Genomic DNA, 20536 nt, shown 5'->3' on the forward strand with positions numbered 1-20536 from the left:
CGCTGAGCCGGCGATGAAGCTCGGCGAGCGAGCTCGCGCGGTGGAACTCGACAAGACCGCGGCGGGCGAGATCGGACAGCTTGGCGATCCCAGCACCGGCGCCCGCCAGTGTCTCGTCGAACAGTCCGATGACTCGAGGTCTGACTGTACGATGGTGCGTTCGTATGCGCCGAAGCGCCGCTATCGATGGGACACGAGCAGCCTCTGCGCCATCGTGCCCACGCCCTGTCCACGATGTTCGGGTAGCACCCCCACGCCGATCTCGTAGGTGACGCCCGAGGGAAGCCGCGGGGCTTCCAGGTGGCGATGCCGATAACCGTGTCGTCGGCCTGCGCGATCGCGACCGCCGCGGACTCGGCGGAGATGTACCCGTCGATCTCCCATCGCTTGCGGCGTGCCCTCGGATCACCGAATCCGGGCCACTCGAACTCGCCGAGCGCATCGGGATCCGTGCCGAGGCGGTCGAGAAAGGCGAGGTCGTTTTCGGGATCGGCCTGGCCACTGCCTACGGCTACATCCGCGAAGCAGCCGACGACCTGCCGCGCTCGCGCCCACGTTGGCCGACGCGATCCGGCAGGCCCGGCGGATCGCCTTTGTGAACCTGGACGGCACGCTCCTGCCGATCGACCGGATCGCCGCCGACCTCCCAATCCACTCCGGAAAGCACCGCAAACACGGGATAAACGTGCAGATCCTGGCCGATCCGTTCGGCCGTCTATAGCTGCGCGTCCGGGTGTCCTGTCGTCTTTCGAGAAGTGAAAGGTAGGTACCTCCCATATATGAGGCAGGAGGCGTCTATCTATGTCGACTTCTCATTCTGGTGGTTTGGTGGGTTACAAGTTCGAGCCATCCGGTGCTCGATGGCCAGGTTCGAGCGCCCATTGTGCCACGAATCTTGAGCAGGTCGGCGGCTTTGCCTTCAGCGGCTTGAATGGCCTTATAGGGAGCGAACGGATTAGCGCTGAAGACGTAGATGCCGCTGTAGATTCGGCGTCGCTCAGGGTGATCGAAATGTTGTCGTATGCGCGCCCCGATTCCTCCGCTTCGATGAGCCTTCCCAAGCCATCGCAAGCGGCCCTCGGTGTCTACAGTCAGGTACAGTCCCGACAGTACTTCGTCGAGTTCAACAACTGTGGCGAGGTAGTTGGCCGGAGCGAGGCTTCGCAGCGCAGGCCACTCGCCTAGCGTTAGTGGCCCTAACGCGGTCCATACGATCCGTAGCTCTTTGGTGGTTATCGGCGGCCCTGGAAGCGGTTCAGCGCAGCAGTCAGGTTTCACAGCTCCATCACGGCGATGATCGCCTCACTGAGAGCCGGGCCGAGAGACCCGGCCTGCTGCTGTGCCTCCTTGCAGTCGGCCACGTACCCCTTCTGCACCTCAGCAGGCTCTTCGGGAAGTCCAGCGTCCTTGCGGGCGGCTACTGCTGCCTTAATTGCTTCGAGCAGGGCGGTAGCTTCATGCTGCGCGTTCTGAAGGGCGACTTGCGCTCGGGCTACCTGATTAGGAAGTTCTCCACGCAGGCGAGTCATTCGAATCGCGGGCGGTTCGTCGATCTCTTCGTCGATTTCGGTCGACGTTTCACCGTGCCGGCCTTCGAAGTCCTCGGTATCAACGTCGTCACCGCCGGAAGACTTCGTCTTCCGTTTCGGGCCACTTCCCGAGACCTTCGGAAACGTCGTATCGAACCAGGCCTTGTCTGCAAGGACGTCGATCCGCGGTGATCCGTTCTCATCGGGAGCCCAGAAAGTGCCCTGCGCAAGGCCATCGGTTGGCGACGTATCAGGAGCTCCTAGGACGTTCTCCGCGAGGGCCAGCAGCAAGTCCCGCGTTACGCCATCAGGAGGGTTCGTGAAAGCGTCAATGAGGGCGAGGGTCGCGTTGGCAGGCGTTCGTCGGACGCCCTTGCGGTCTTCGCCCTTTTCCGAGCCTTGACCAGACGTGATGAGTGGTTCGGGCGCGTTGACGAGCCCAGGGAGCAGGTGGCGACGGACTAGCGTTTCCCACGCTTCAGCGTCGCCCTTTCGGCACGCCTCGGTCAAAGCGGAAAGACTCCGCTTATCTGAGCGGGCGCCGAACTGGACCTCCAGGGCCGTAAAGGCGCTATCCATCGCCAGGAGGTTCCCGCGGTGCACGAAGTGCTGTGCTACTACGGCAGCCCATACCTCGCTACGCCGCCTAGCCTTCGCACCGTTCTGCTGGCTCCAGGGTGCTTCTTGGAGTGCCTGCCGCACCGTGGTCCAGTAGCTCCCGGTTGGCATCGGCGACCGCGGTGAAAGGCCGGCGGGTCGCGGTGGAACAGGTGGGAAGAGCAGCACGGTGGCGCAACGGATGGCCATGTCCCGTAACGCCCGAGGGCTGGCCTCCTCACCTGGAACAAGCAGCTTGCCCAACGGCTCCAGTGGGCCAGCTCCGACGAGTGCGTCGGCCACGGCTGCATGGTCGAGATCGCTGGCGACAATTCGGCCCTTGGTGATCTCCTTGGCCAAGAGTTCAGTTAGGAGCCCCTTCGCCTGGTACGCGTTGACGATCGTTGACCAGATTCCGAGCCCGCGGTCTTCGTCGTCATAGACCAGCTGACCGCGAAGATGGTCATGGACATTGAGATCGCGGAGCGCCGTTTCGAGCCGTTCCGGCTGGATGGCGCCGACCACCACACGGGTTGGAACCTCGGCGATGCGTTTGGCCCGTTCGGCTCGGCCTTCCATGTCACGATCGGGGTCCGCGTACTCGGTGTTGAGGAGGCTACTTAGCCGACGCAGAATTTCCGCAAGACCACGCAGGATAAGCCTTTTGTTCTCTACCTCGTCGTCCAACTTGAGCAGGACGTGCGGAACTCCCGTGAGTAGTTGATCGGCGGCTACCCCGAAGATCTGTTGTCGGCAGTCCGCGCGATTGTTACCGGTGACGTGATAAAGCCGCCAGGCCTCGACAGGCTTCTCGTCCCTCTCGTAATCTGCCATGGGGGTTAGCTGGAGCACAACCACGGTGGCTTCTCGCTGCCCCTCCAGGACCAGGGATTCCTTGAGGTCATAGTTGCGTTGGCGGCCGCGGTAACGAAGCCGCTCCACTGCGTATTTTTGAGTCGCAGCAGCCACACCAGAGGATACCGGCGCACCAGAGAGCGCCGCACAGAAAGAGTTGCCCTCCTTAACGGTGCGAACCGTCGGCAGAGGCATCCGTCCGCCAAGTGCCTGCCTGCGCTGCTCGGCGGTACGTTCCGCGCGTGCATGCTCGTCTTCTGCTGCTTTCAGCGCTTCCACTGCGGCGTCTTTCTCGGCAGCGGTGGCAGAAGCTGCCAGCGCGCGCTGTGCTCCCTTGGCCCTGTCCACCGCGGCTTTGGCACGGTCACAGTGAAACTGGGCATCTACGAGCTCGTGCATCGCGGTGACGGTCGTCGCTGTCGGATGAAGCCAGTCGCTGCGGATTCGGTCGTTCAGTGCCCACGGCATGGTCGCGGCTCCGTGCAGGGCGACATTCAGCAGCATCAGGGCATGATCTGTTCCGCGCTTTTCGATGTGGAACGCGGTGGGCTTCAAGAACCTGCCTCCGCGGCGTGCCTCAATGACTCGCTTGGCCTCGCCGTGACCGAGCGCTGGTGCTAGACCTTCTAAGACGGCACTTCGCGGTACCGGGACGAGTCCATGTTCATCGCAAGTATTGACGATGGCGTCATAGAGGTGCTCAGCCCACGAAGCATGGGTTGGGTACGGGAAAGGTCCCGAGGGGGGTTTGGATGGCGACATGGCGGCACGCGGTCTTTCCCCCGGGTTGCTGCTGCCCGGGTGCGGGGCTCCGTACCCAGCGGTTACTGGGTGCGACACGCACCCAAACCGCCGCGCTCCTTCCACGGAACGCACCGAGGGCCGCCATCGTCGTGACGTCCGGTTGAACATCAGGGCGAGGACCGTCGGCCCCTCCGTGCCACCTTCAGTGCGAGGCGACGTCCGATCCACTGCGAGACCGAATCGCCGCATCTGCCCTTGCCCCTCCGCCGACGGCGGCATGGGGTAGGTAGCCCGTCAGGACCACTGACGTGCGGGTCAAGAGTTGCACATCCGATGCCGGCACGCCAGAACTAGTTCGGGTGCTAGCCGCACAAGGTGAGCCTGGAGCAGGCGGCCTTACGGAGGTGAGAGAGACTCTGCCTGGAATAGAAGACCATCGCACTGGGCGGCGACTGGTCAAGGCTCCGGACGCTGGCGTCAGACGCACGTGCAGTCCGTGCCCTCGGCGGCGCGGGACGCTGAAAGTCGAACGTAGGATCGATGTGCCTTGGTTCTCGAAGTTTGACTGCGAGGTGCCGAAGTCCAGGCCGTGACGGCGTGCCGTCAGCTCGGGCTCGCCTCGGGCTCAGAACTGATCACAATGGACAGAGAGGAAGTGGAAGAAGTGTATCCATATACCACAAAGCCCCACGTCATCGAAGCCGAAAACGTGGGGCTTAAGGGTGCGCCATCAGGGACTCGAACCCCGAACCCGCTGGTTAAGAGCCAGCTGCTCTGCCAATTGAGCTAATGGCGCCTGCTTGTTCCGCCGCTTTGGTGTTCCCCTCGGCGACGTGGAAAACATTAACACAGGGTGGCTGGGGCCCGTTTCAGGGGGGTCCCCTAACGCCGGGCCGGGACGTATTCGGCCATCCGGCCGCGAGCGTTGCGGCCGGTCAGGCAGACTATAGCCAGACGTAGGGGTTGGTACCACGCGAAACGGGCGGTGTGCATGAGGGTCTGGGGAGCGACGGGGCGGTCGCGGGTGGCTTTGGTGGCTTTGGTGGCCGGGTTCACTCTGGCCGGGTGCACCAGTACACCGTCGGGTGAACAGCCGTCGCCGGGTGGCGCCCCCGGGGGTTCGCAGCAGAGCGGAGCGCCCGCGCCGGAGCCGAAGCCCGCCGTGATGACGCTGACCCCCGCGCAGGGTGCGGCGAACGTGGCGCCCGGCGAGCCGGTCACGGTGGCCGTCGCGGACGGCAAGGTGGGCGAGGTCAAACTGACCGGCGCCGACGGCAAGGTCGTCGCGGGCAAGCCGAAGGAAGACGGTTCGGGCTGGGAGTCGGCGGAGCCGCTCGGTTACGGCAAGAGCTACACCGTCACCGCGGCCGCGACCGGCACCGACGGCAAGCCGGTCACCGCGACCTCGACGTTCTCCACGGCCAAGCCCGGCCGCCAGATCGGCGTCTCGATCAACCTCGTCGAAGGGGAGACGGTCGGTGTCGGCCTGCCGTTAATCTTCACCTTCACCGGCAACGTGCCGGACAAGGCCGCGACAGAGAAGGCGCTGAAGATCGTCACCGAGCCGCCGGCCGAGGGCGCGTTCCACTGGTTCGGCGAGAAGACCGTGATGTGGCGGCCCAAGGAGTACTTCAAGGCCGGCACGAAGATCTCGGTCAACGCCGCGATCTACGGCAAGAACCTCGGCAACAACACCTTCGGCCGGGAGGACAAGCCCGCCAAGGTGGTCGTCGGCGACAAGCTGGTCGCGACCGCGGACGGCGGCACGCACCAGATGAAGGTCGTGGTGAACGACCAAGAGGTCAAGCAGATGCCGATCTCGATGGGCAAGCCGTCGAGCAGCACCCCGGCCGGGACCTACACGGTGATGAGCGAGCACACCGGGTACACGATGGACTCCAGCACGTACGGCGTCCCGACGGACAGCAAAGCCGGCTACCGGACGTTCGTGAAGTACGCGGTGCGCATGTCGAACAGCGGCATCTTCTACCACTCGGCGCCGTGGTCGGTCGGATCGCAGGGCAAGCGGAACGTGAGCCACGGCTGCATCAACCTGTCGACCGAGAACGCGAAGTGGCTGATGGACACTTCCAAGAAGGGCGACATCATCACGGTCACCAACTCTGGCCCGCAGGTGCTGGAGCCGACCGACGGCTGGTCGGTCTGGCAGATGTCGTGGGACGACTGGAAGACCGGCGGCGACCGGAACTGACCTGTTCTTCATGAGGGTCCTGTCAGGACGGTTTTCGTCCTGACAGGACCCTCATGGCGTTGTTGGCGGGTAATACTCCGACTGCACCTCGCCGCTGGTCTTGTAGCGGCACTTCTGGGACTGGGCCTTGGTGCAGTTCGGGTAGCCAGGCTCGCAACGCCAAGGTGACTTTGTGACCGGAGAAGTCGTCGGCTTGGGCGGGGTCACCGTCACGGTCACCGGCGGCGGCACCGAAGTCGACGGCGTCGCCGTCACGGTTGTGATCGGGGTCGGTGTGATCGCCGGTACGGGTACTTGGTTCGGTGGAGACGTCGTGCAGGCGCCGGCCGCCACGAAGACTCCCAAGACCAGCCAGCGTCTCATGGCATCCTCCGCGCGAGTTCCTACCTGAACTCGCGCGAGCGCCACGCCGCGTTACCGACACCCCGGAAAAAGCGAAACCCCAGCCTGCCGGAAAACCAGCCGAACTGGGGTCGATGGGGTGAGCGACGGGTTTCGAACCCGCGACCTCCTGGACCACAACCAGGTGCTCTACCAGCTGAGCTACGCCCACCATCGCCGGGCTCGGGGAACCCCCCATCACCTCGGCCGCACTATATTAGCGTGCCCGTTTCCGGGGCTCGCAACGGGTTACCGTTCGTGGCGTTCCTGCACTTCAGCGGCCGCGGCCTTGGCCTGTTCGGTGGTCGGGCCGGGCTGCGGCACGAAGGCGACGCGACGGTAGTAGTCGAGCTCGCCGATGGATTCCTTGATGTCGGCGAGCGCGCGGTGCGCGAGGCCCTTCTCGGGCTTGGCGTAGTAGATCCGCGGGTACCAGCGCCGGACGAGTTCCTTCACCGACGAGACGTCGACCATGCGGTAGTGCAGGTGCGCGTCGAGCAGCGGCATGTCGCGGGTGATGAAGCCGCGGTCGGTGGCGATGGAGTTGCCGGCGAGCGGGGCGACGTTGGCCTCGGGCACGTGCGCGCGGATGTACTCGAGCACGCGCTGCTCGGCTTCTTCCATGGTGACCGTGGAGCGCCGGACCTCTTCGGTGAGGCCGGAGCGGGCGTGCATTTCGCGGACGACCTCCGGCATTCCGTCGAGGGCTTCCTCGTCGGCGTGGATGACGATGTCGACGCCTTCACCGAGGACGTTGAGTTCGGCGTCGGTCACCAGCGCGGCTATTTCGATCAACGCGTCCTTGCCGAGGTCGAGCCCCGTCATCTCGCAGTCGATCCAGACTAGGCGGTCGTTCACCCCGAAACCCTAACCCGACCCGGGGATTCGTGGCGCGCGACGTGCGGGTTCGGCGCGTTGCTGGCACCGTGTGCATCCTCAGGTGAGTCATGTCACAGATCGGGGAGCGACAGTGGCCGAACAGGGTCCAGCCCAAGAGATCGCGCAGGGATATGTGAGCGACGGGGCGGCGGTGGAACTCGGCGCCGTCGTGATCGACGGCAAGGCCGACGCCGGCGCGGCGGTCCGCCTGCCGCTGGCGACGCTGAACCGGCACGGGCTGGTCGCGGGCGCGACCGGTACCGGCAAGACGAAGACCTTGCAGCTGATCGCCGAGCAGTTGTCCGCCGCGGGAGTGCCGGTGGTGCTGGCGGACGTGAAGGGCGACCTGTCGGGGCTCGCCGCGCAGGGTGAGAGCAATGACAAGATCGCCAAACGCGCGGAGGAACTGGGCGACTCCTGGGAGCCCGCCGCGTTCCCCGTGCAGTTCCTGTCGCTGGGCACCGGCGGCAAGGGATCGCCGATCCGGGCGACGATCACGAGTTTCGGCCCGATCCTGCTGTCGAAGGTGCTGGGGCTCAACGAAACGCAGGAGTCGACGCTCGGCCTGATCTTCCACTGGGCCGATCAGCGCGGTTTGGCGCTGCTGGACACGAAGGACCTTCGCTCCGTCATCACGCACCTGACGAGTGACGAGGGCAAGGAGGACCTCAAGGGCATCGGCGGCGTCTCGGCCGCGACGGCCGGGGTGATCCTCCGGGCGCTGTCCAATCTGGAGGCTCAGGGCGGCGAGGACTTCTTCGGCGAACCCGAGCTGGACGTCCACGACCTGATGCGCGAGTCCGACGGCAAGGCGATGGTGACCTTGCTGGAGTTGGACAACCTTCAGTCGAAGCCCGCGCTGTTCTCGACGTTCCTCATGTGGCTGCTGGCCGAGTTGTTCGAGGAACTGCCCGAAGAGGGCGACCTCGACAAGCCGAAGCTGGTGTTCTTCTTCGACGAGGCGCACCTGCTGTTCAACGACGCGTCGAAGGCGTTCCTGGAGCGCATCGAGCAGACCGTGAAGCTGATCCGGTCGAAGGGCGTCGGCGTGTTCTTCTGCACGCAGCTTCCGACGGACATCCCGAACAACGTCCTGTCCCAGCTGGGCGCGCGGGTGCAGCACGCGTTGCGCGCGTTCACACCCGAGGACCAGGCGGCGCTGACGAAGACGGTGAAGACGTACCCGAAGACGAAGCACTACGAGCTGGACTCGGCGCTGACGTCGCTCGGTATCGGCGAAGCGATCGTCACCGTCCTTTCCGAACGGGGCGCGCCGACGCCGGTCGCGTGGACCCGCCTGCGCGCGCCGCGTTCCAAGATGGGCTCGATCGGCGCCGAAGCCATCTCCGCGGCGACGACGTCTTCGGACCTGCACGCGAAGTACGCCGAGACGATCGACCGCGAGTCGGCCTACGAGAAGCTCGCCGCGAAGGTGGCCGCGCCGCCTGCCGGTGAGGCGCCACCGCCCGAAGCGCCCGCTCCGAAGCCGGAGAAACAGGAGCCGGGGATGGTGGAGCAGGCGATGAAGAACCCGGCGGTGAAGTCGTTCCTCCGCTCGGCGGCGAGCGCGCTCGGCCGGGAGATCACGCGCGGTCTGTTCGGGAACCGGCGGCGGTGAGGAATACCTGACGCGATCTGTCAGGTAAAGGCGGCAGACTCGGTGCCATGACCAACCGCGCGACTGCGTCGTTCACCGTGGACGGCTGGGATCCCCAAGCCGCCGAGAAGGCCGAAGGCACCGAGTTCTCGAGGGTGCTCCTGACCAAGACGTTCACCGGCGACGTCGAAGGCACCAGTGCCGTCGAGATGCTCACGGCGGTGAACGAGACGTCGTCGGCGTACGTCGCCTTCGAGCGGCTGGCCGTCTCCGTCGGCGGGCGCAAGGGCGGCTTCGTCCTGCATCACTCGGCGGGGGAGAACGGGCATCACCTCATCGTCTTGCCGGGCTCCGGCCACGGTGAGCTGACCGGCATCATCGGAACGGCGGAGATCGTCCAGGACGACGAGGGCAACCACACTTTCACCCTCACGTACGAACTCTGAAAGCCCGTGAAGGCATCCTTGCGAAAAGGAGGCCTTCACGGGCTGTGCCTGCTGGGCCGCCCCCTGACAGCGGTCCAGACGGCGGGGTCAGCCGACGATCTGCTCGACGATCTTCTTCGCGTCGTTGATGGGGATCGCGAAACCGATGCCGATGCTGCCGGTCGAGGCCGGGTTGTACAGCGCCGAGTTGATGCCGATGACGTTCCCCTGCGCGTCCACCAGCGCCCCGCCCGAGTTGCCCTGGTTGATCGGGGCGTCGGTCTGGATCGCGGTGTAGCTCGGCCCGGCTTCGTTCGTGGTCCTGCTGTAGGGCGAGCGCCGTTCCTGGCCGCTGCTCAACTCGTCGAGCTTGCGGTTCAGCGCGCTCACGATCCCGGTGGTCACGGTGTTCTGCAGCCCACCGGGCGAGCCGATCGCGACGACCTGCTGGCCGACGGCGAGCTTGCTGGAATCGCCGAGCGAGGCCGCGGTCAGCCCGCTCGCGTTCTTCGCCTGGAGCACGGCGATGTCGGCCTTCGTGTCGGCGCCGACCACGCTCGCCTTGTACTGCTTGCCGTCGGACAGCGTGACGGTCACGTCTCCCTCGGCGTCCGCGACGACGTGGGCGTTCGTGAGGATGCGCCCGTCCGCCGTCAGGATGACGCCGGAGCCGACGGCCTCACCCTGCGCGGTGGTCACGTTCACCTGCACGACGCTCGGTGTCACCTTCGCGGCGACCCCGCTGACGTCACCCGAAGTGTTGTTCCCGACCAGTTGCCCGTTGGCGACCGCGGACGAACCCGTGCCCGACGCCGACGACGTGGAGCCGAGCCCCATGATCGCGGCGCCGCCGACCCCGCCGACGAGTGCGGCGGCGAGTGCCGTCGCGCTGACGAGGACGGCCACCCGGCCGCCCTTCTTGCGCGGTGGCGGGGTGACGAGTGGATTCGGCGCGGCCTGCCAAGGGGTGTAACCGGGGTACTGCTGCTGCTGGTGCGGCGGCTGGTGCCCACCGGTTGAGGCGGGGCCTGGCCGACTCTCGTTCTCGGTCATGGAACAAGATTCGCGCCCGTACTTGTGAACCGCCTGTGGAATCCCCCTGTGCTTTCCTGAGAAGAATTACCTGAGAAAACTCAGTCGAAGAACGCTGGCACGTCCAGCGCTCCGCCCGACGCCTCGAACTCCTCGTGCACCGCGGCGCGGAGTTTCGCGTCGGCCAGGTAGTCGGCGGCCGTCAGAGCCAGTCCCAGCGCCCCGTCGACGACCGCGCGATCGCCGTCCGGGGAACCGGCCGCCGCCGCGAACTCCTTGGTGTGCAAGGCGGTCGTCGGTCCGGCGATGGCGATCATCGGGTGGATCGCGGGCATCCGGTAGGAGAGGTTGCCGAGGTCGGTCGAGCCGGTGAGGAACTCGGGCACGATCCCCGGCGGCAGCGGTTTGCGGCCGGCGTCGACCTGATGCACCGACCAGCGTCCGGCGAGCGTGGTGTTGAACCGGATCGGCAGATACGCGGGCTGGGCGTCCCACCGGAGTTCGACTCCGCAGCCGGTCATCTCCGCCGCGCCGCGCGCGACCGCCGAAACCCGCTCGGCGAGGTCGCGCAGCGTGTCCGGTTGCGCGGACCGGAGATAGAACAGCAGCGCCGCGCGTTCGGGGACGACGTTCGGCCGTGCGCCGCCGTCGGTGAAGACGCCGTGGACGCGGTCGCTGGAGGGCAAATGCTGCCGAAGCGCCGCGACACCTTGGTACGCGGCGACGGCGGCGTCGAGTGCGTTGCGCCCCATGAACGGCTGAGCCGACGCGTGCGCGCCGACACCGTGGAACACCATTTCCAGCTGCCGCCTGCCGAGGAACGGGTGCATGGCGATGTCGTGGCTGAACGGGTGCAGCATGAGCACGGCGTCGACGTCGTCGAAAACACCGGCGCGGGCCATGGTCTCCTTGCCGCCACCGCCTTCCTCCGCCGGCGTGCCGATCAGCGAGACCCGGCCGCCCAGCCGTCCGGCGACCGCGGCCGCGCCGAGGAAGCCGCCCGCGCCGGCGGTGCAGATGACGTTGTGCCCGCAGCCGTGGCCGAGCCCCGGGAGCGCGTCGTATTCGGACAGGACCGCGATATGCGGGCCGCTGCCGGGGGTGGTCGCGACCAGGGCGGTGTCCAGCCCGCCCGCGCCGATCGTCACCTCGTGGCCGTGCCGCCGGAGCAGCTCGCCGAGCGCGCGGACCGAGCGGTGCTCGGCGAAACCCTCTTCGGGGTGAGCGTGCAGGTCTTGGCTCAACTCCACCAATTCCGCCCGCAGCGCGTCGATCTCGGCGACGACGGCGTCCCGTGTGGCGGCGTCCGCGCCGTCATGGGGCGAGCCGAGTGGTTCGGCCGCGGCGACGGCGTCCGCGGTCGCTTCGACCAGTGAACGGAGGTAGCTGTCGTCGGGAGGGATCGGCGAAGCGTGCTCAGAGCGGATCATTTCCGGATGTTAACTCCTAGCTCGCCCGTGACGATCTGCGTGACACCGGAGTACCGCTCGTCGACGTGGTCGAAGCCGCGGCGGAACAGTTTCGCCGCGATCTCGCCGCGGTCGAACATCCGCTGTCCGCTCAGCCTGCCGAGGACGGTGTCCGCCAGCCGCATCGGCTGATCGCCGTGCCGGGCGCTCGTCAGCATCACCAGCGAGCCACCGGGTTTCAGCACGCGGGCGAACGAATCCAAGGCGGCGTCCGGGTCGGCGAACATGTGCAGCGCGGCGAAGCAGCAGACCGCGTCCACAGTGGAATCGTCCAGCGGCAGGTCGACGGCGTCGGCGCGCAGATACGTCACCGAAGCGGGATTGGGCGCGGCGAGCGCCTTCTCCAGCATGGTGACCGAACCGTCGAGGCCGATGGAGAGCCCGTCCGGGCCGACGGCCTCACCGAAGGCCCTCGTGAACCGGCCGGTGCCACAGGCGACGTCCAGCGCGACCTGGCCGGGGCGCAGGCCGAGCGCTTCGAGCGCGATGCGGACCTCGTCGGCCATGCTCGGGCCGTTCAGTCCTTTCGCGACCCTGCCCAGCGTCGGGCGCCAGTACCGCTCGTAGATCATCGGCACGGCGGAGGTGCGCATGAGCCGCTGCGCGAGCCCGGTCGGCGGCCCCGCTTGCGGGATTTCTCCCAGCAGATCAAGGAATCCCTCGCCCTCGCCGGTGGTCGTGATACCCGGCCGCAGCAGGCTCCTCAGACGTTCGCGTTGGTCCGGCATGGCTGCTCCCTTCACGGTGTCCACCCGAGAATCTGCCATGACCGGTCCGTTCGCGACATTCCCGCCGCCGCGACCCGAAACTGTCGGTGCCCGTCTCTAACGTCGGAGGGAGTCGCCGTTCCCCAGCCGAAGGAGCCCGAAAATGACCGGCTCGATCCTGCAGCACCCCGCGTCGACCACGCTTCGCATCCCGGTGCGCGGCCCGTTCGACCTCGACAAGTCCATCCGCTTCCTGACCGACTTCCCGCCCGCGTGCCGCGCGGACGCCGCCGCCGAGCCCGGCACCCTGCGCTTCGCCTTTCCCGCAGAAGCGGGTTGGGAGCATGTCGGTGCGGCCGTCAGACAGAGATCGCCCGGCACGATCGAGGTGGAGGTCTTCGCCGAAGAAGGGCTCGCCGTCGAGGTCGGCGCCCAGGTCCGGCGAATCCTCTCGGTGGACGTCGACGGCGTCGGCTTCGCCAAGATCGGCACGGCGGATCCGGTGGTGCGCCGGCTGCAACAGGAGCATCCCGGGTTGCGCCCCGTGCTGTTCCATTCGCCCTATGAAGCGGCCTGCTGGGCGATCCTGAGCCATCGGACGCGGATGTCGCAGGCCGCCACCGTGAAAAGGCGGCTGGCCGAGGAGTTCGGCAGGCCGGTGGACGTCGGCGGGCAGGTTCTCAGGTCGTTCCCGGCGCCGGATGTGCTGGCCGGGCCCGAAGCGGGGCGCGGGCTCCCGGCGGTGAAGGCCGAGCGGTTGCGCGCGGTGGCCAACGCCGCCAAGGACGGTCTGCTCGACGCCGCGTACCTGCGCGCGATGCCGGTGCCGGACGCGTTGCGCTGGCTGCAGCTCTTGCCGGGGATCGGCCCTTTCTCGGCACAGCTGATCTTGATCCGGGGCGCCGGGCATCCCGACGTCTTCCCCGCCGGCGAGCCGCGGTTGCAGGAGGCCATGCGGGCGGCGTACGACCTGCCGGAGGCGCCGCCAGAGGAACTGGAGGAGCTTTCCGCGGTCTGGCGGCCGTTCCGCAGCTGGGTGGCCTTCGCCCTGCGCAACGACCCGGAGTTTCGCACGCGGGGGATCGGAGGTTCCATGACCGCCTGACACGGGACATATCCGGCCTGTGGTGAGCTGGTGAGGTGAGCTCGTCTCCCGCCGAAACGGTTTCCGACATCGCCCAGTCCACTCCGCCCGGCACGATCACCCTGGTCACCGGTGGTCTCGCACTGCTCGTGGTGCTCTCGGGCAGGCCTTGGCGGCTCGCCCGCAACCTGATCACGCTCGTCCACGAGGCGGGCCACGCGCTGGCGGCGGTGCTGGTCGGACGACGCCTGCAGGGCATCAAGCTGCACTCGGACACCTCCGGCGTCACCGTCTCCCGCGGCAAACCGGAGGGGCCGGGGATGGCGTTCACCGCGCTGGCCGGGTACCCGGCGGCCGCGGTGCTCGGGCTGGTGTTCGCGGGGCTGCTCTCGTCGGACCTGATCACCGTCGTGCTGGTCGTGATGGCGCTGATGCTGCTGGGTGTGCTGGTGATGGTGCGCAACACCTACGGGGTGTTCACCGTGATCGCCAGCTCGGTGGTGCTCGGGCTGGTCGCGCTGGTGGCGCCGTCGTGGTTCCAGGCGATCTTCGTCTACCTGCTGACCTGGTTCCTGCTGTTCGGTGGCGTCCGTCCGGTGGTCGAGCTGCAGATCAAGCGGCGCCGGGGAGCGGCGAGGGATTCCGACGCCGACCAGCTCGGCAGGCTCACCGGGATGCCCGCGGTGCTGTGGGTGCTGGTGATGGCCGTGCTGACGGTGAGCTGTCTCTTCGCGGGCGGGTTGTGGCTGCTGGAGCCGACCGTCGCCTGACCGGGGCGGTACGGCAGACTGATGGCTCGTTCCGCGCGGAAGGAGTCAGCAGATGGACGAGGTCGCCAAGGCCGTCGAGGAATGCGCTCGATCGGCGAAACGGGCCGCGCCGTCGCTGGCCGCGGCCTCCCCGGAAGCGATCGACGCCGCGCTGAACGCCATGGCGGACAAGCTCGTCGAGCACGCCGACGTCGTGCTCGAGGCGAATCAGGCCGACATCGCCAAGGCGCGCGAAGACGGGATGAGCGCGGGCCTGCTCGACCGGCTCACCATCACCCCCGAGCGGCTGACCGGCATGGCCGAACAGCTCCGTCTCCTGGCGGGAGCGCCGCATCAGGAGCGCTCCGTCGACGTGTCCACTTTGGACGGAGGGCTGCGGCTGGTGGAGCGCCGCCGTCCGGTCGGCGTGATCGGGGCGAACTACGAGGCGCGCCCGAACGTCACGGTCGACGTCGCGTCGCAGCTGGTGAAGTCGCGCAACGGCGGCGTGCTCCGCACGGGCTCCGCCGCGCTCGGCTCGGCCCAGCGCCTGCGCGAGACCGTCATCGCCCCCGCGCTCTCCGAGGCCGGCATCGATCCGGACGTCATCCAGCTGGTGCCGCGCGCCGAACGGGAAGCGGCCTCCGCGCTGGTCCGGTTCCCCGCGCTCGTGCCGCTGGTCATCCTGCGCGGCAGCGGGGACAGCACCAGGGCGCTGGCCACCGAGGCGGCCGTCCACGGCGTCCGCACGCTGGCCCACGCCGACGGCGGCGGCGTGCTGTACATCGACGAAGCGGCCGACACCGACAAGGTGCGCGACCTGGTCTTCAACAGCCTCGACCGGCTCGGTGTCTGCAACCGGCTGAACCTGCTGCTGATCCACGAGGCCGCGCACGACCGCGTGTGGCCCGGCATCTCCGGCGCACTGGCCGAACGCGGCGTCACGCCGTCGCTCGCCCCGCACGAGCACGCCATCGGCTACGAATGGGCGCTCGACTCGGACCGCGAAGCGACCGTCACCGTCGAGAAGGTCTCCGGCCTGCCCGAGGCGGCGGAGATCGCCAACGAGCGGACCTCGGGCCTGGCCGCCGGCATCGCGACCGAAAGCAGCGAAGCCGCCGACGCGTTCTTCGACGCGTACACCGGCACCGGCGTCTTCTGGAACGCGCCGACCCGGCTGCTCGACGGCTTCAAGCTCCTCGCCGTCCCCGAGACCGGCATCAACCTGGACAAGGTCCCCGGCCCGCGCGGCCCGGTCACCTACACCGACCTCTACGTGCGGCAATACGCCGTGCTGCCCGCCTGACGGGCTTCGCTCCCTTCTCATATGTCATGAAAGGGTCGTTCAGGACAAAAAATGTCCTGAACGACCCTTTCATGACACTTGGCCACGCCGGCCGGCGGAAGTGGTAGCAAAGGTCCCTTGCTCCCCTCGGCAGGGGATCAGCGCCGCCGGCGCTTCGACCGAGGCCGCGGCGGCAACGAGTCCGCGGTGGCGTCCTCGACCTCGTCCGAAGCGGGCGCCGGGTCCGGAGTGGCGTCGGCCAGCCCCAGCATCTCCGCCGCGAGCTGCTGTGAAGACGCGAACACGCCCGAAGGCCGGTCCCGCGCCCGCCGCAAGGACGAAGGCCGCAGCCGGTTGTACCCGCGCACCGAAACCGGCCGCCGCGTGCGGACCTCGAACTGCGGGAACTCCGAGAGTTCGGTGGCGAGTTCCTTGTCCACCAGGATGGTGCCCGGCCGTGCGGTCGAGGTGAGGCGGGCGGCGAGGTTCACGACCGAGCCGTAGACGTCGCCGAAGCGGCTGAGGATCCGTCCCGACGCCAGGCCGGCGCGCACGGCGGGCAGGGTCTCGTCCGCGTCGGCGCGTTCGGACAGGACGAGGGCGATCTCGGCGCCGTCGACGGCGGAATCGGCGACGAACAGCACCTCGTCGCCGATCATCTTCACGATCCGTCCGTGATGGTCGGCGATCACCTCGGTGGCGACGGATTCGAACCGGTCGAGGATGTCGGTGAGCTCGTCCTCGTCGACCTGCCTGGTCAGCCGGGTGTAGCCGACCATGTCGACGAAACCGACCACCTCGGTCCTGGCCTCGAGATCCTCGTCCGGCATGGCCATCGCCCGGCCGGCGTAGGCCGCGAGGTGGCGGCGCCAGACGAACTCCTGCACCTTCTCCAGCTCGGGCAGCAGCCGTTCGACGAGCCGCCCGATCTGGCGTTCGCTGCTGCCGATCTCCTTGTTCTCGGTGATCATCGTCCACAGCATGTGGACCTGCCATTCCGCGAGCCGCGAAAGGTGCTGGCCCAGCGCGCGCGTCACGGCGAGCTCGATGCCCGGTTCGATCAGGCCCGAGTTCATCAGCTGGTCCGCCGTGCGGATCGCCTCGATGTCGGCGTCGGTGAAGACGACCTCGTCGTCATCGACGGTCGCGAAGCCCAGGGCACGCCAAAGCCGCCGAGAGCGTTCCTCGGGAACGCCTGCCTTCTCGGCGACTTCGAGCCGGGTGTATTTGCGTTTCCCGCCGAGCAGGATCCGTTCGAGACGCTGTTGCAGCGCGTCGGGCGAGATCTCGCCGGGTTCGGGCATCAGGTGGTGTGGACGATGAGCACGTCCACCCCGGACTTCCGCGCGACTTCGGACGGCACGGAGCCGAGGATGCGGCCCGCGAGCGTGTTCAGCCCGCGGTTGCCGACCACCAGCAGATCCGCGGAGCGCTCGGCGACGACCTTGCGCAGCGAGTCGACCGGGTCGCCGACCACCGCGGCGGTGTCGATGTTCTTGGCGCCGGCCTTCGCCGCCCGGTCGCGGGCGGACAGGAGGGTGTCCTCGGCCGGGGCCGAGCCCACCACCTGGTACGCCTCGTCGCCGAGGACGTCCTGCGCCTTCTCCACGTCGCCCTTGTTGGCGGGGTAGTAGGCGCACACGATGACCAGGGTCGCTCCGGAGTCCCCGGCGACGCCCGCCGCCCGGTCGACCGCGGCGAACGATGAATCCGAGCCGTCCGTGCCCACGACCACGGTCCGATATGCAGCCATCCGCAACCTCCACCGATCTGACAGCCCGCACCTGCGTGCGAGCAGCGACGATAACCGCTCGTCGGCGGCCCCGCAGGCCGTCGTGAGCACGGTCGGGTGAAAAGGTTACTCGCCAGTCGGTTTCTGCGCTGCCGCAGGTCGCGGTGAAGCCTTCGCGCCTGATGTGGCCTTCGGCACATCGGCCGTCCGGAGCTGCACGGTGGCTTCCGCGTCGGGCGACGGCTTCGCCTTCAGGTCCGCCGGGACATGCGGCTCGTCGCCGAGCACGTGCGTCGCCTCGGCGAGCGCGGTCCGCGCGGCGCGGACCTGCTCGGCCAGGCTGGAGCGCACCTTGCGGAGCGCTTCGACCCGTTCGGTGGCCTGCGTGATCCGCCGGTTGGACTCTTCGGTGGCCTGCCGGACGCGGCGGCGTGCCTCGTCGGCCGCCTCGGCGAGCCGGGCGTTGGCCTCGGTGATCGAGTCCTGCTTGCGCTTGTTGGCGTCGGCGACGGACTCGCGCTGACGGCGTTCGATGTCGGCCTTGGCCGCCGTCTCCTCTTCGAGCACCTTCGCGCGGATGGCGGCGGCGTCCTCGGTGGCCTCGCGGACACGGCGGGCGGCCTCGGCCTTGCTCGCGGCCTCCTGCTCGGCCAGCGCGTGCATGGCCTCGGTGCGCCGCGACGCCATCGCGATCTCGAAGTCCTCTTCGACCTGGGTGCGACGCTGCTGCGCCTCGGCGTCGAGCTTGTCGCGCTCGGCCTTCGCCTTGTCGGTGATGTCCTTCGCCTCGGCGCGGGCCTTCTCCAGCACGCCGCGGTGCTCGGCCTCCATCTCCTTGCGACGGAGGTCGAGCTCGTTGAGCAGTTGCTCGTAGCGGGCCCGCATGGCGCTCGCGTCGGTCTCGGCCTTGGCGCGGATGTGCCCGGCTTCGGCTTCCGCGCGCGCCTTGGTGTCGGCGGCCTCGTCCTGCGCGAGCCGCAACATCCGCTGCAACCGCTCGGAAAGACCTTCGACGCTCGTCGGCGGCTGGGCGAGCCTGTCGACCTGCCCGCGCAGATCCGCGATCTCGCCGCGCGCGATCTCCAGCTGCCGTGCCAGGTCGCCCGCCTGTGCGATGGCGGCATCGCGATCGGCGGTGAGCATCTTCAGATCGGCGTCAAGCCGTTCGAGATGTTCGTCGACCTGCGCACGGCTGTAACCGCGCTTCGCCACGTCGAAGCCGGCTCCCAGCGGCACTAGCTCCCGTTCCTCGCCAAGGCTCATCCTTCTACCGTAGTCGAGCTGGAGTCACGGAAGGGTGAGCACCCACGCAACGCGCGGCGAAAGCGCGTTCTGGCGCGTTAAACGTTCCGGAAAGCGTTGATGCCGTCGATGTGCTTTTCGCGCAGCTCGTGGTTCCGGACACCCAGACCTTCTTCCGGCGCAAGGGCGAGCACGCCGACCTTGCCCTGATGTGCGTTGCGGTGGACGTCCAGCGCGGCCTGTCCGGTGTCTTCGAGCGCGTAGGTCTTCGACAGCGTCGGGTGGATCAGACCTTTCGCGATCAGCCGGTTCGCCTCCCAGGACTCGCGGTAGTTCGCGAAGTGGCTGCCGACGATCCGCTTCAGGTTCATCCACAGGTAGCGGTTGTCGTACTGGTGCAGGTAGCCCGAAGTCGACGCGCACGTGACGATCGTGCCGCCCTTGCGAGCGGCGTAGACGGAAGCGCCGAAGGTTTCGCGGCCCGGGTGTTCGAAGACGATGTCCGGGTCTTCGCCGCCGGTCAGCTCGCGGATCTTCTTGCCGAACCGCTGCCACTCCTTCGGGTCCTGGTTGTGCTCGTCCTTCCAGAACTTGTAGCCCTCGGCGTTGCGATCGATGATCAGCTCCGCGCCGAGCTTCCGGCAGATCTCCGCCTTTTCGGGGCTGGAGACCACGCACACCGGGATGGCGCCGCCGTTGAGCGCGTACTGCGTCGCGTAGGAGCCGAGGCCACCCGAAGCACCCCAGATCAGGACGATGTCGCCCTGCTTCATGTCGGCGCCGTTGCGCGAGACGAGCTGGCGGTAGGCCGTGGAGTTCACCAGACCGGGGGAGGCGGCCTCTTCCCAGGTGAGGTGATCCGGCTTCGGCATCAGCTGGTTCGACTTCACGAGCGCGATCTCGGCGAGTCCGCCGAAGTTCGTCTCGAAACCCCAGATCCGCTGCTCGGAGTCGAGCATCGTGTCGTTGTGCCCGTCCGGGCCTTCGAGTTCCACGTTGAGGCAGTGCGCGACGACCTCGTCGCCCGGCTTCCAGTTGTGCACGCCGGGCCCGGTGCGCAGCACGACGCCGGACAGGTCCGAGCCGACGACGTGATAGGGCAGGTCGTGGCGCTTCGACAGCGGCGAGAGCCGCCCGTAGCGCTCCAGGAACTTGAACGTCGAGACCGGTTCGAAGATCGACGTCCAGACGGTGTTGTAGTTGATCGCGCTCGCCATGACCGCGACCAGCGCCTCGCCCGGGCCGAGCTCCGGCACCGGGACCTCGTCCACGTGCAGGGACTTGCGCGGGTCCTTCTCCCGGCTTTCGAGGCCTTCGAACATGTCGGCCTCGTCCTTGTGCACGGTCACCCCGCGATAGGTCTCCGGCACGTCGAGCGACGCCACGGCGCCGAGGTCATCGTTCAGAATGGCCTGCTGGATCTCGCCGAGCTGCGACATCGAAACCTCCGCGATTGGGGTCATGGCGTTGGGGCCACAAATTACTCACGGGTAACCAAGTCCACAACTGTACGAGACGTGGAGCACGTCCACATCCCGAAGTGTTATCGACCGGTCTTGACCGGCCGGCCAACCAAGCGGACCATCGGACGTGGAGATCTCTCCGACCTGCAGGTTCAGCCGATTTTCGGAGGTGAGCACGCATGAACGAACCCACGACGCGCCCTTGGACCCGTCCCCATGACTGGGCGGAGGTGGTCATCGGTGTCGTCGTCGCGCTTTCACCCCTCTGGATGACCACGGACAACACCGCCATGTGGACGCTCGTCGTCCTCGGCGCGCTGGTCGCCCTCGACGGTCTCGCGTCGCTTGCGATGCCTGGCATGGTCTACGGCGAAGGCATCCAGATCGTTCTGGGCGCACTGCTGTTCATTTCGCCCTGGGTGATGGGATACGCCGACTTCATGGGCGCGTCCTGGACCGCTTGGATCGGTGGCGTCCTGACCGTGGTGGCCGGGGCGGCGGCGATGCCGATCGCCCAGGCGACGCACAGGACGGCGGGACAGCACTGACCCGGG

The 20536-nt window shown here is 67.6% G+C and carries 18 protein-coding genes, 2 tRNA genes and 1 pseudogene; 9 read left to right on the forward strand and 12 right to left on the reverse strand.

All coding sequences use genetic code 11. The features are described 5' to 3' along the window. Positions 1-180: 180 nt before the first annotated feature. On the reverse strand, positions 181-384 hold the full coding sequence (locus DMC64_RS19125; RefSeq protein WP_233629711.1) for a GNAT family N-acetyltransferase: 204 nt from the start codon (positions 382-384) through the stop codon (positions 181-183). Positions 385-482: 98 nt separating this feature from the next. On the opposite strand from DMC64_RS19125, the pseudogene DMC64_RS19130 reads away from it, so the two are divergent. Then, positions 483-718: pseudogene (locus DMC64_RS19130) on the forward strand (IS5/IS1182 family transposase); the annotation flags it as partial. A gap of 556 nt (positions 719-1274) precedes the next feature. On the opposite strand, the gene DMC64_RS19135 reads toward DMC64_RS19130, so the two are convergent. Beyond that, the gene (locus DMC64_RS19135; protein WP_199755017.1) at positions 1275-3536 is read right to left on the reverse strand and encodes a hypothetical protein; all 2262 of its coding nucleotides are present in this window, start codon (positions 3534-3536) and stop codon (positions 1275-1277) included. Between the two features lie 912 nt (positions 3537-4448). Beyond that, positions 4449-4521: transfer RNA gene (locus DMC64_RS19140), tRNA-Lys, on the reverse strand. 195 nt (positions 4522-4716) lie between these two features. On the opposite strand from DMC64_RS19140, the gene DMC64_RS19145 reads away from it, so the two are divergent. Both DMC64_RS19145 and DMC64_RS19150 read left to right on the forward strand, forming a co-directional pair. Continuing rightward, positions 4717-5937 carry an Ig-like domain-containing protein gene (locus DMC64_RS19145; RefSeq protein WP_199755018.1) on the forward strand — a complete coding sequence of 407 codons (1221 nt, stop codon included), beginning with the start codon at positions 4717-4719 and terminating at the stop codon, positions 5935-5937. 172 nt (positions 5938-6109) lie between these two features. Next, positions 6110-6328 (forward strand): hypothetical protein, encoded by a 219-nt coding sequence (locus DMC64_RS19150; protein ID WP_125734621.1) that lies wholly within the window; start codon positions 6110-6112, stop codon positions 6326-6328. Positions 6329-6414: 86 nt separating this feature from the next. On the opposite strand, the gene DMC64_RS19155 is transcribed toward DMC64_RS19150, so the two are convergent. Further along, positions 6415-6490 (reverse strand) — tRNA-His (locus DMC64_RS19155). Between the two features lie 77 nt (positions 6491-6567). Further along, positions 6568-7176 (reverse strand): oligoribonuclease, encoded by a 609-nt coding sequence (gene orn / locus DMC64_RS19160; RefSeq protein WP_081975886.1) that lies wholly within the window; start codon positions 7174-7176, stop codon positions 6568-6570. A gap of 112 nt (positions 7177-7288) precedes the next feature. Between orn and DMC64_RS19165 the strand changes: the two genes are divergently transcribed. Together DMC64_RS19165 and DMC64_RS19170 are read left to right on the forward strand one after the other, a co-directional pair. Next, positions 7289-8815, forward strand: a complete 1527-nt coding sequence (locus DMC64_RS19165; RefSeq protein ID WP_125734622.1) for a helicase HerA-like domain-containing protein — start codon at positions 7289-7291, stop codon at positions 8813-8815. Positions 8816-8862: 47 nt separating this feature from the next. Beyond that, entirely contained in the window at positions 8863-9240 is a 378-nt protein-coding gene (locus tag DMC64_RS19170; RefSeq protein ID WP_125734623.1) for a DUF3224 domain-containing protein, read from the forward strand. Positions 9241-9327: 87 nt separating this feature from the next. On the opposite strand, the gene DMC64_RS19175 is transcribed toward DMC64_RS19170, so the two are convergent. From DMC64_RS19175 to DMC64_RS19185, 3 genes are all read right to left on the reverse strand, one after another. Then, a complete protein-coding gene (locus DMC64_RS19175) occupies positions 9328-10272 on the reverse strand; it encodes a S1C family serine protease (RefSeq protein WP_125734624.1) in 945 nt (314 codons plus the stop codon). A gap of 80 nt (positions 10273-10352) precedes the next feature. After that, positions 10353-11681, reverse strand: a complete 1329-nt coding sequence (locus DMC64_RS19180) for a M20 family metallopeptidase (RefSeq protein ID WP_125734625.1) — start codon at positions 11679-11681, stop codon at positions 10353-10355. After that, positions 11678-12448, reverse strand: a complete 771-nt coding sequence (locus tag DMC64_RS19185; protein ID WP_125734626.1) for a class I SAM-dependent methyltransferase — start codon at positions 12446-12448, stop codon at positions 11678-11680. Before DMC64_RS19185 ends, DMC64_RS19180 begins: the two co-directional genes overlap by 4 nt. Positions 12449-12590: 142 nt before the next feature. Here DMC64_RS19185 and DMC64_RS19190 point away from each other — a divergent pair, with 142 nt between their 5' ends. The 3 genes from DMC64_RS19190 to DMC64_RS19200 are packed head-to-tail and all read left to right on the forward strand — an operon-like array spanning position 12591 to position 15566. Continuing rightward, the gene (locus tag DMC64_RS19190; RefSeq protein WP_125734627.1) at positions 12591-13532 is read left to right on the forward strand and encodes a DNA-3-methyladenine glycosylase; all 942 of its coding nucleotides are present in this window, start codon (positions 12591-12593) and stop codon (positions 13530-13532) included. Between the two features lie 35 nt (positions 13533-13567). Then, positions 13568-14281, forward strand: a complete 714-nt coding sequence (locus DMC64_RS19195) for a M50 family metallopeptidase (protein ID WP_037341700.1) — start codon at positions 13568-13570, stop codon at positions 14279-14281. 52 nt (positions 14282-14333) lie between these two features. Then, positions 14334-15566, forward strand: a complete 1233-nt coding sequence (locus tag DMC64_RS19200) for an aldehyde dehydrogenase family protein (RefSeq protein WP_125734628.1) — start codon at positions 14334-14336, stop codon at positions 15564-15566. A gap of 137 nt (positions 15567-15703) precedes the next feature. Here the strand turns inward: DMC64_RS19200 and DMC64_RS19205 are convergent, their stop codons facing one another. The 4 genes from DMC64_RS19205 to ccrA form a co-directional block, all read right to left on the reverse strand. Next, a complete protein-coding gene (locus tag DMC64_RS19205; protein WP_125734629.1) occupies positions 15704-16849 on the reverse strand; it encodes an adenylate/guanylate cyclase domain-containing protein in 1146 nt (381 codons plus the stop codon). Then, entirely contained in the window at positions 16849-17298 is a 450-nt protein-coding gene (locus DMC64_RS19210) for a universal stress protein (protein WP_037341714.1), read from the reverse strand. The genes DMC64_RS19205 and DMC64_RS19210 overlap by 1 nt, the downstream gene beginning before the upstream one ends. A gap of 105 nt (positions 17299-17403) precedes the next feature. After that, positions 17404-18513, reverse strand: a complete 1110-nt coding sequence (locus DMC64_RS19215; protein WP_037341716.1) for a chromosome segregation protein — start codon at positions 18511-18513, stop codon at positions 17404-17406. Between the two features lie 104 nt (positions 18514-18617). Then, complete coding sequence (gene ccrA, locus DMC64_RS19220; RefSeq protein WP_125734630.1) at positions 18618-19958, reverse strand: crotonyl-CoA carboxylase/reductase; 1341 nt, start codon at positions 19956-19958, stop codon at positions 18618-18620. Between the two features lie 203 nt (positions 19959-20161). On the opposite strand from ccrA, the gene DMC64_RS19225 reads away from it, so the two are divergent. Continuing rightward, entirely contained in the window at positions 20162-20530 is a 369-nt protein-coding gene (locus DMC64_RS19225) for an SPW repeat protein (protein WP_037341721.1), read from the forward strand. Positions 20531-20536 lie beyond the last annotated feature (6 nt).

The organism is Amycolatopsis sp. WAC 04197 (assembly GCF_003947475.1).
Lineage (GTDB): Bacteria > Actinomycetota > Actinomycetes > Mycobacteriales > Pseudonocardiaceae > Amycolatopsis > Amycolatopsis japonica.

What these genes read in the sequence shown, in the direction of transcription:
- DMC64_RS19180 (WP_125734625.1), bottom strand. Translation starts at nt 11,681, where the DNA reads ATGATCCGCTCTGAGCACGCTTCGCCGATCCCTCCCGACGACAGCTAC.
- DMC64_RS19225 (WP_037341721.1), top strand. Translation starts at nt 20,162, where the DNA reads ATGAACGAACCCACGACGCGCCCTTGGACCCGTCCCCATGACTGGGCG.
- DMC64_RS19170 (WP_125734623.1), top strand. Translation starts at nt 8,863, where the DNA reads ATGACCAACCGCGCGACTGCGTCGTTCACCGTGGACGGCTGGGATCCC.
- DMC64_RS19145 (WP_199755018.1), top strand. Translation starts at nt 4,717, where the DNA reads ATGAGGGTCTGGGGAGCGACGGGGCGGTCGCGGGTGGCTTTGGTGGCT.
- ccrA (WP_125734630.1), bottom strand. Translation starts at nt 19,958, where the DNA reads ATGTCGCAGCTCGGCGAGATCCAGCAGGCCATTCTGAACGATGACCTC.
- DMC64_RS19125 (WP_233629711.1), bottom strand. Translation starts at nt 384, where the DNA reads ATGGGAGATCGACGGGTACATCTCCGCCGAGTCCGCGGCGGTCGCGAT.
- DMC64_RS19200 (WP_125734628.1), top strand. Translation starts at nt 14,334, where the DNA reads ATGGACGAGGTCGCCAAGGCCGTCGAGGAATGCGCTCGATCGGCGAAA.
- DMC64_RS19175 (WP_125734624.1), bottom strand. Translation starts at nt 10,272, where the DNA reads ATGACCGAGAACGAGAGTCGGCCAGGCCCCGCCTCAACCGGTGGGCAC.
- DMC64_RS19210 (WP_037341714.1), bottom strand. Translation starts at nt 17,298, where the DNA reads ATGGCTGCATATCGGACCGTGGTCGTGGGCACGGACGGCTCGGATTCA.
- DMC64_RS19185 (WP_125734626.1), bottom strand. Translation starts at nt 12,448, where the DNA reads ATGCCGGACCAACGCGAACGTCTGAGGAGCCTGCTGCGGCCGGGTATC.
- DMC64_RS19190 (WP_125734627.1), top strand. Translation starts at nt 12,591, where the DNA reads ATGACCGGCTCGATCCTGCAGCACCCCGCGTCGACCACGCTTCGCATC.
- DMC64_RS19205 (WP_125734629.1), bottom strand. Translation starts at nt 16,849, where the DNA reads ATGCCCGAACCCGGCGAGATCTCGCCCGACGCGCTGCAACAGCGTCTC.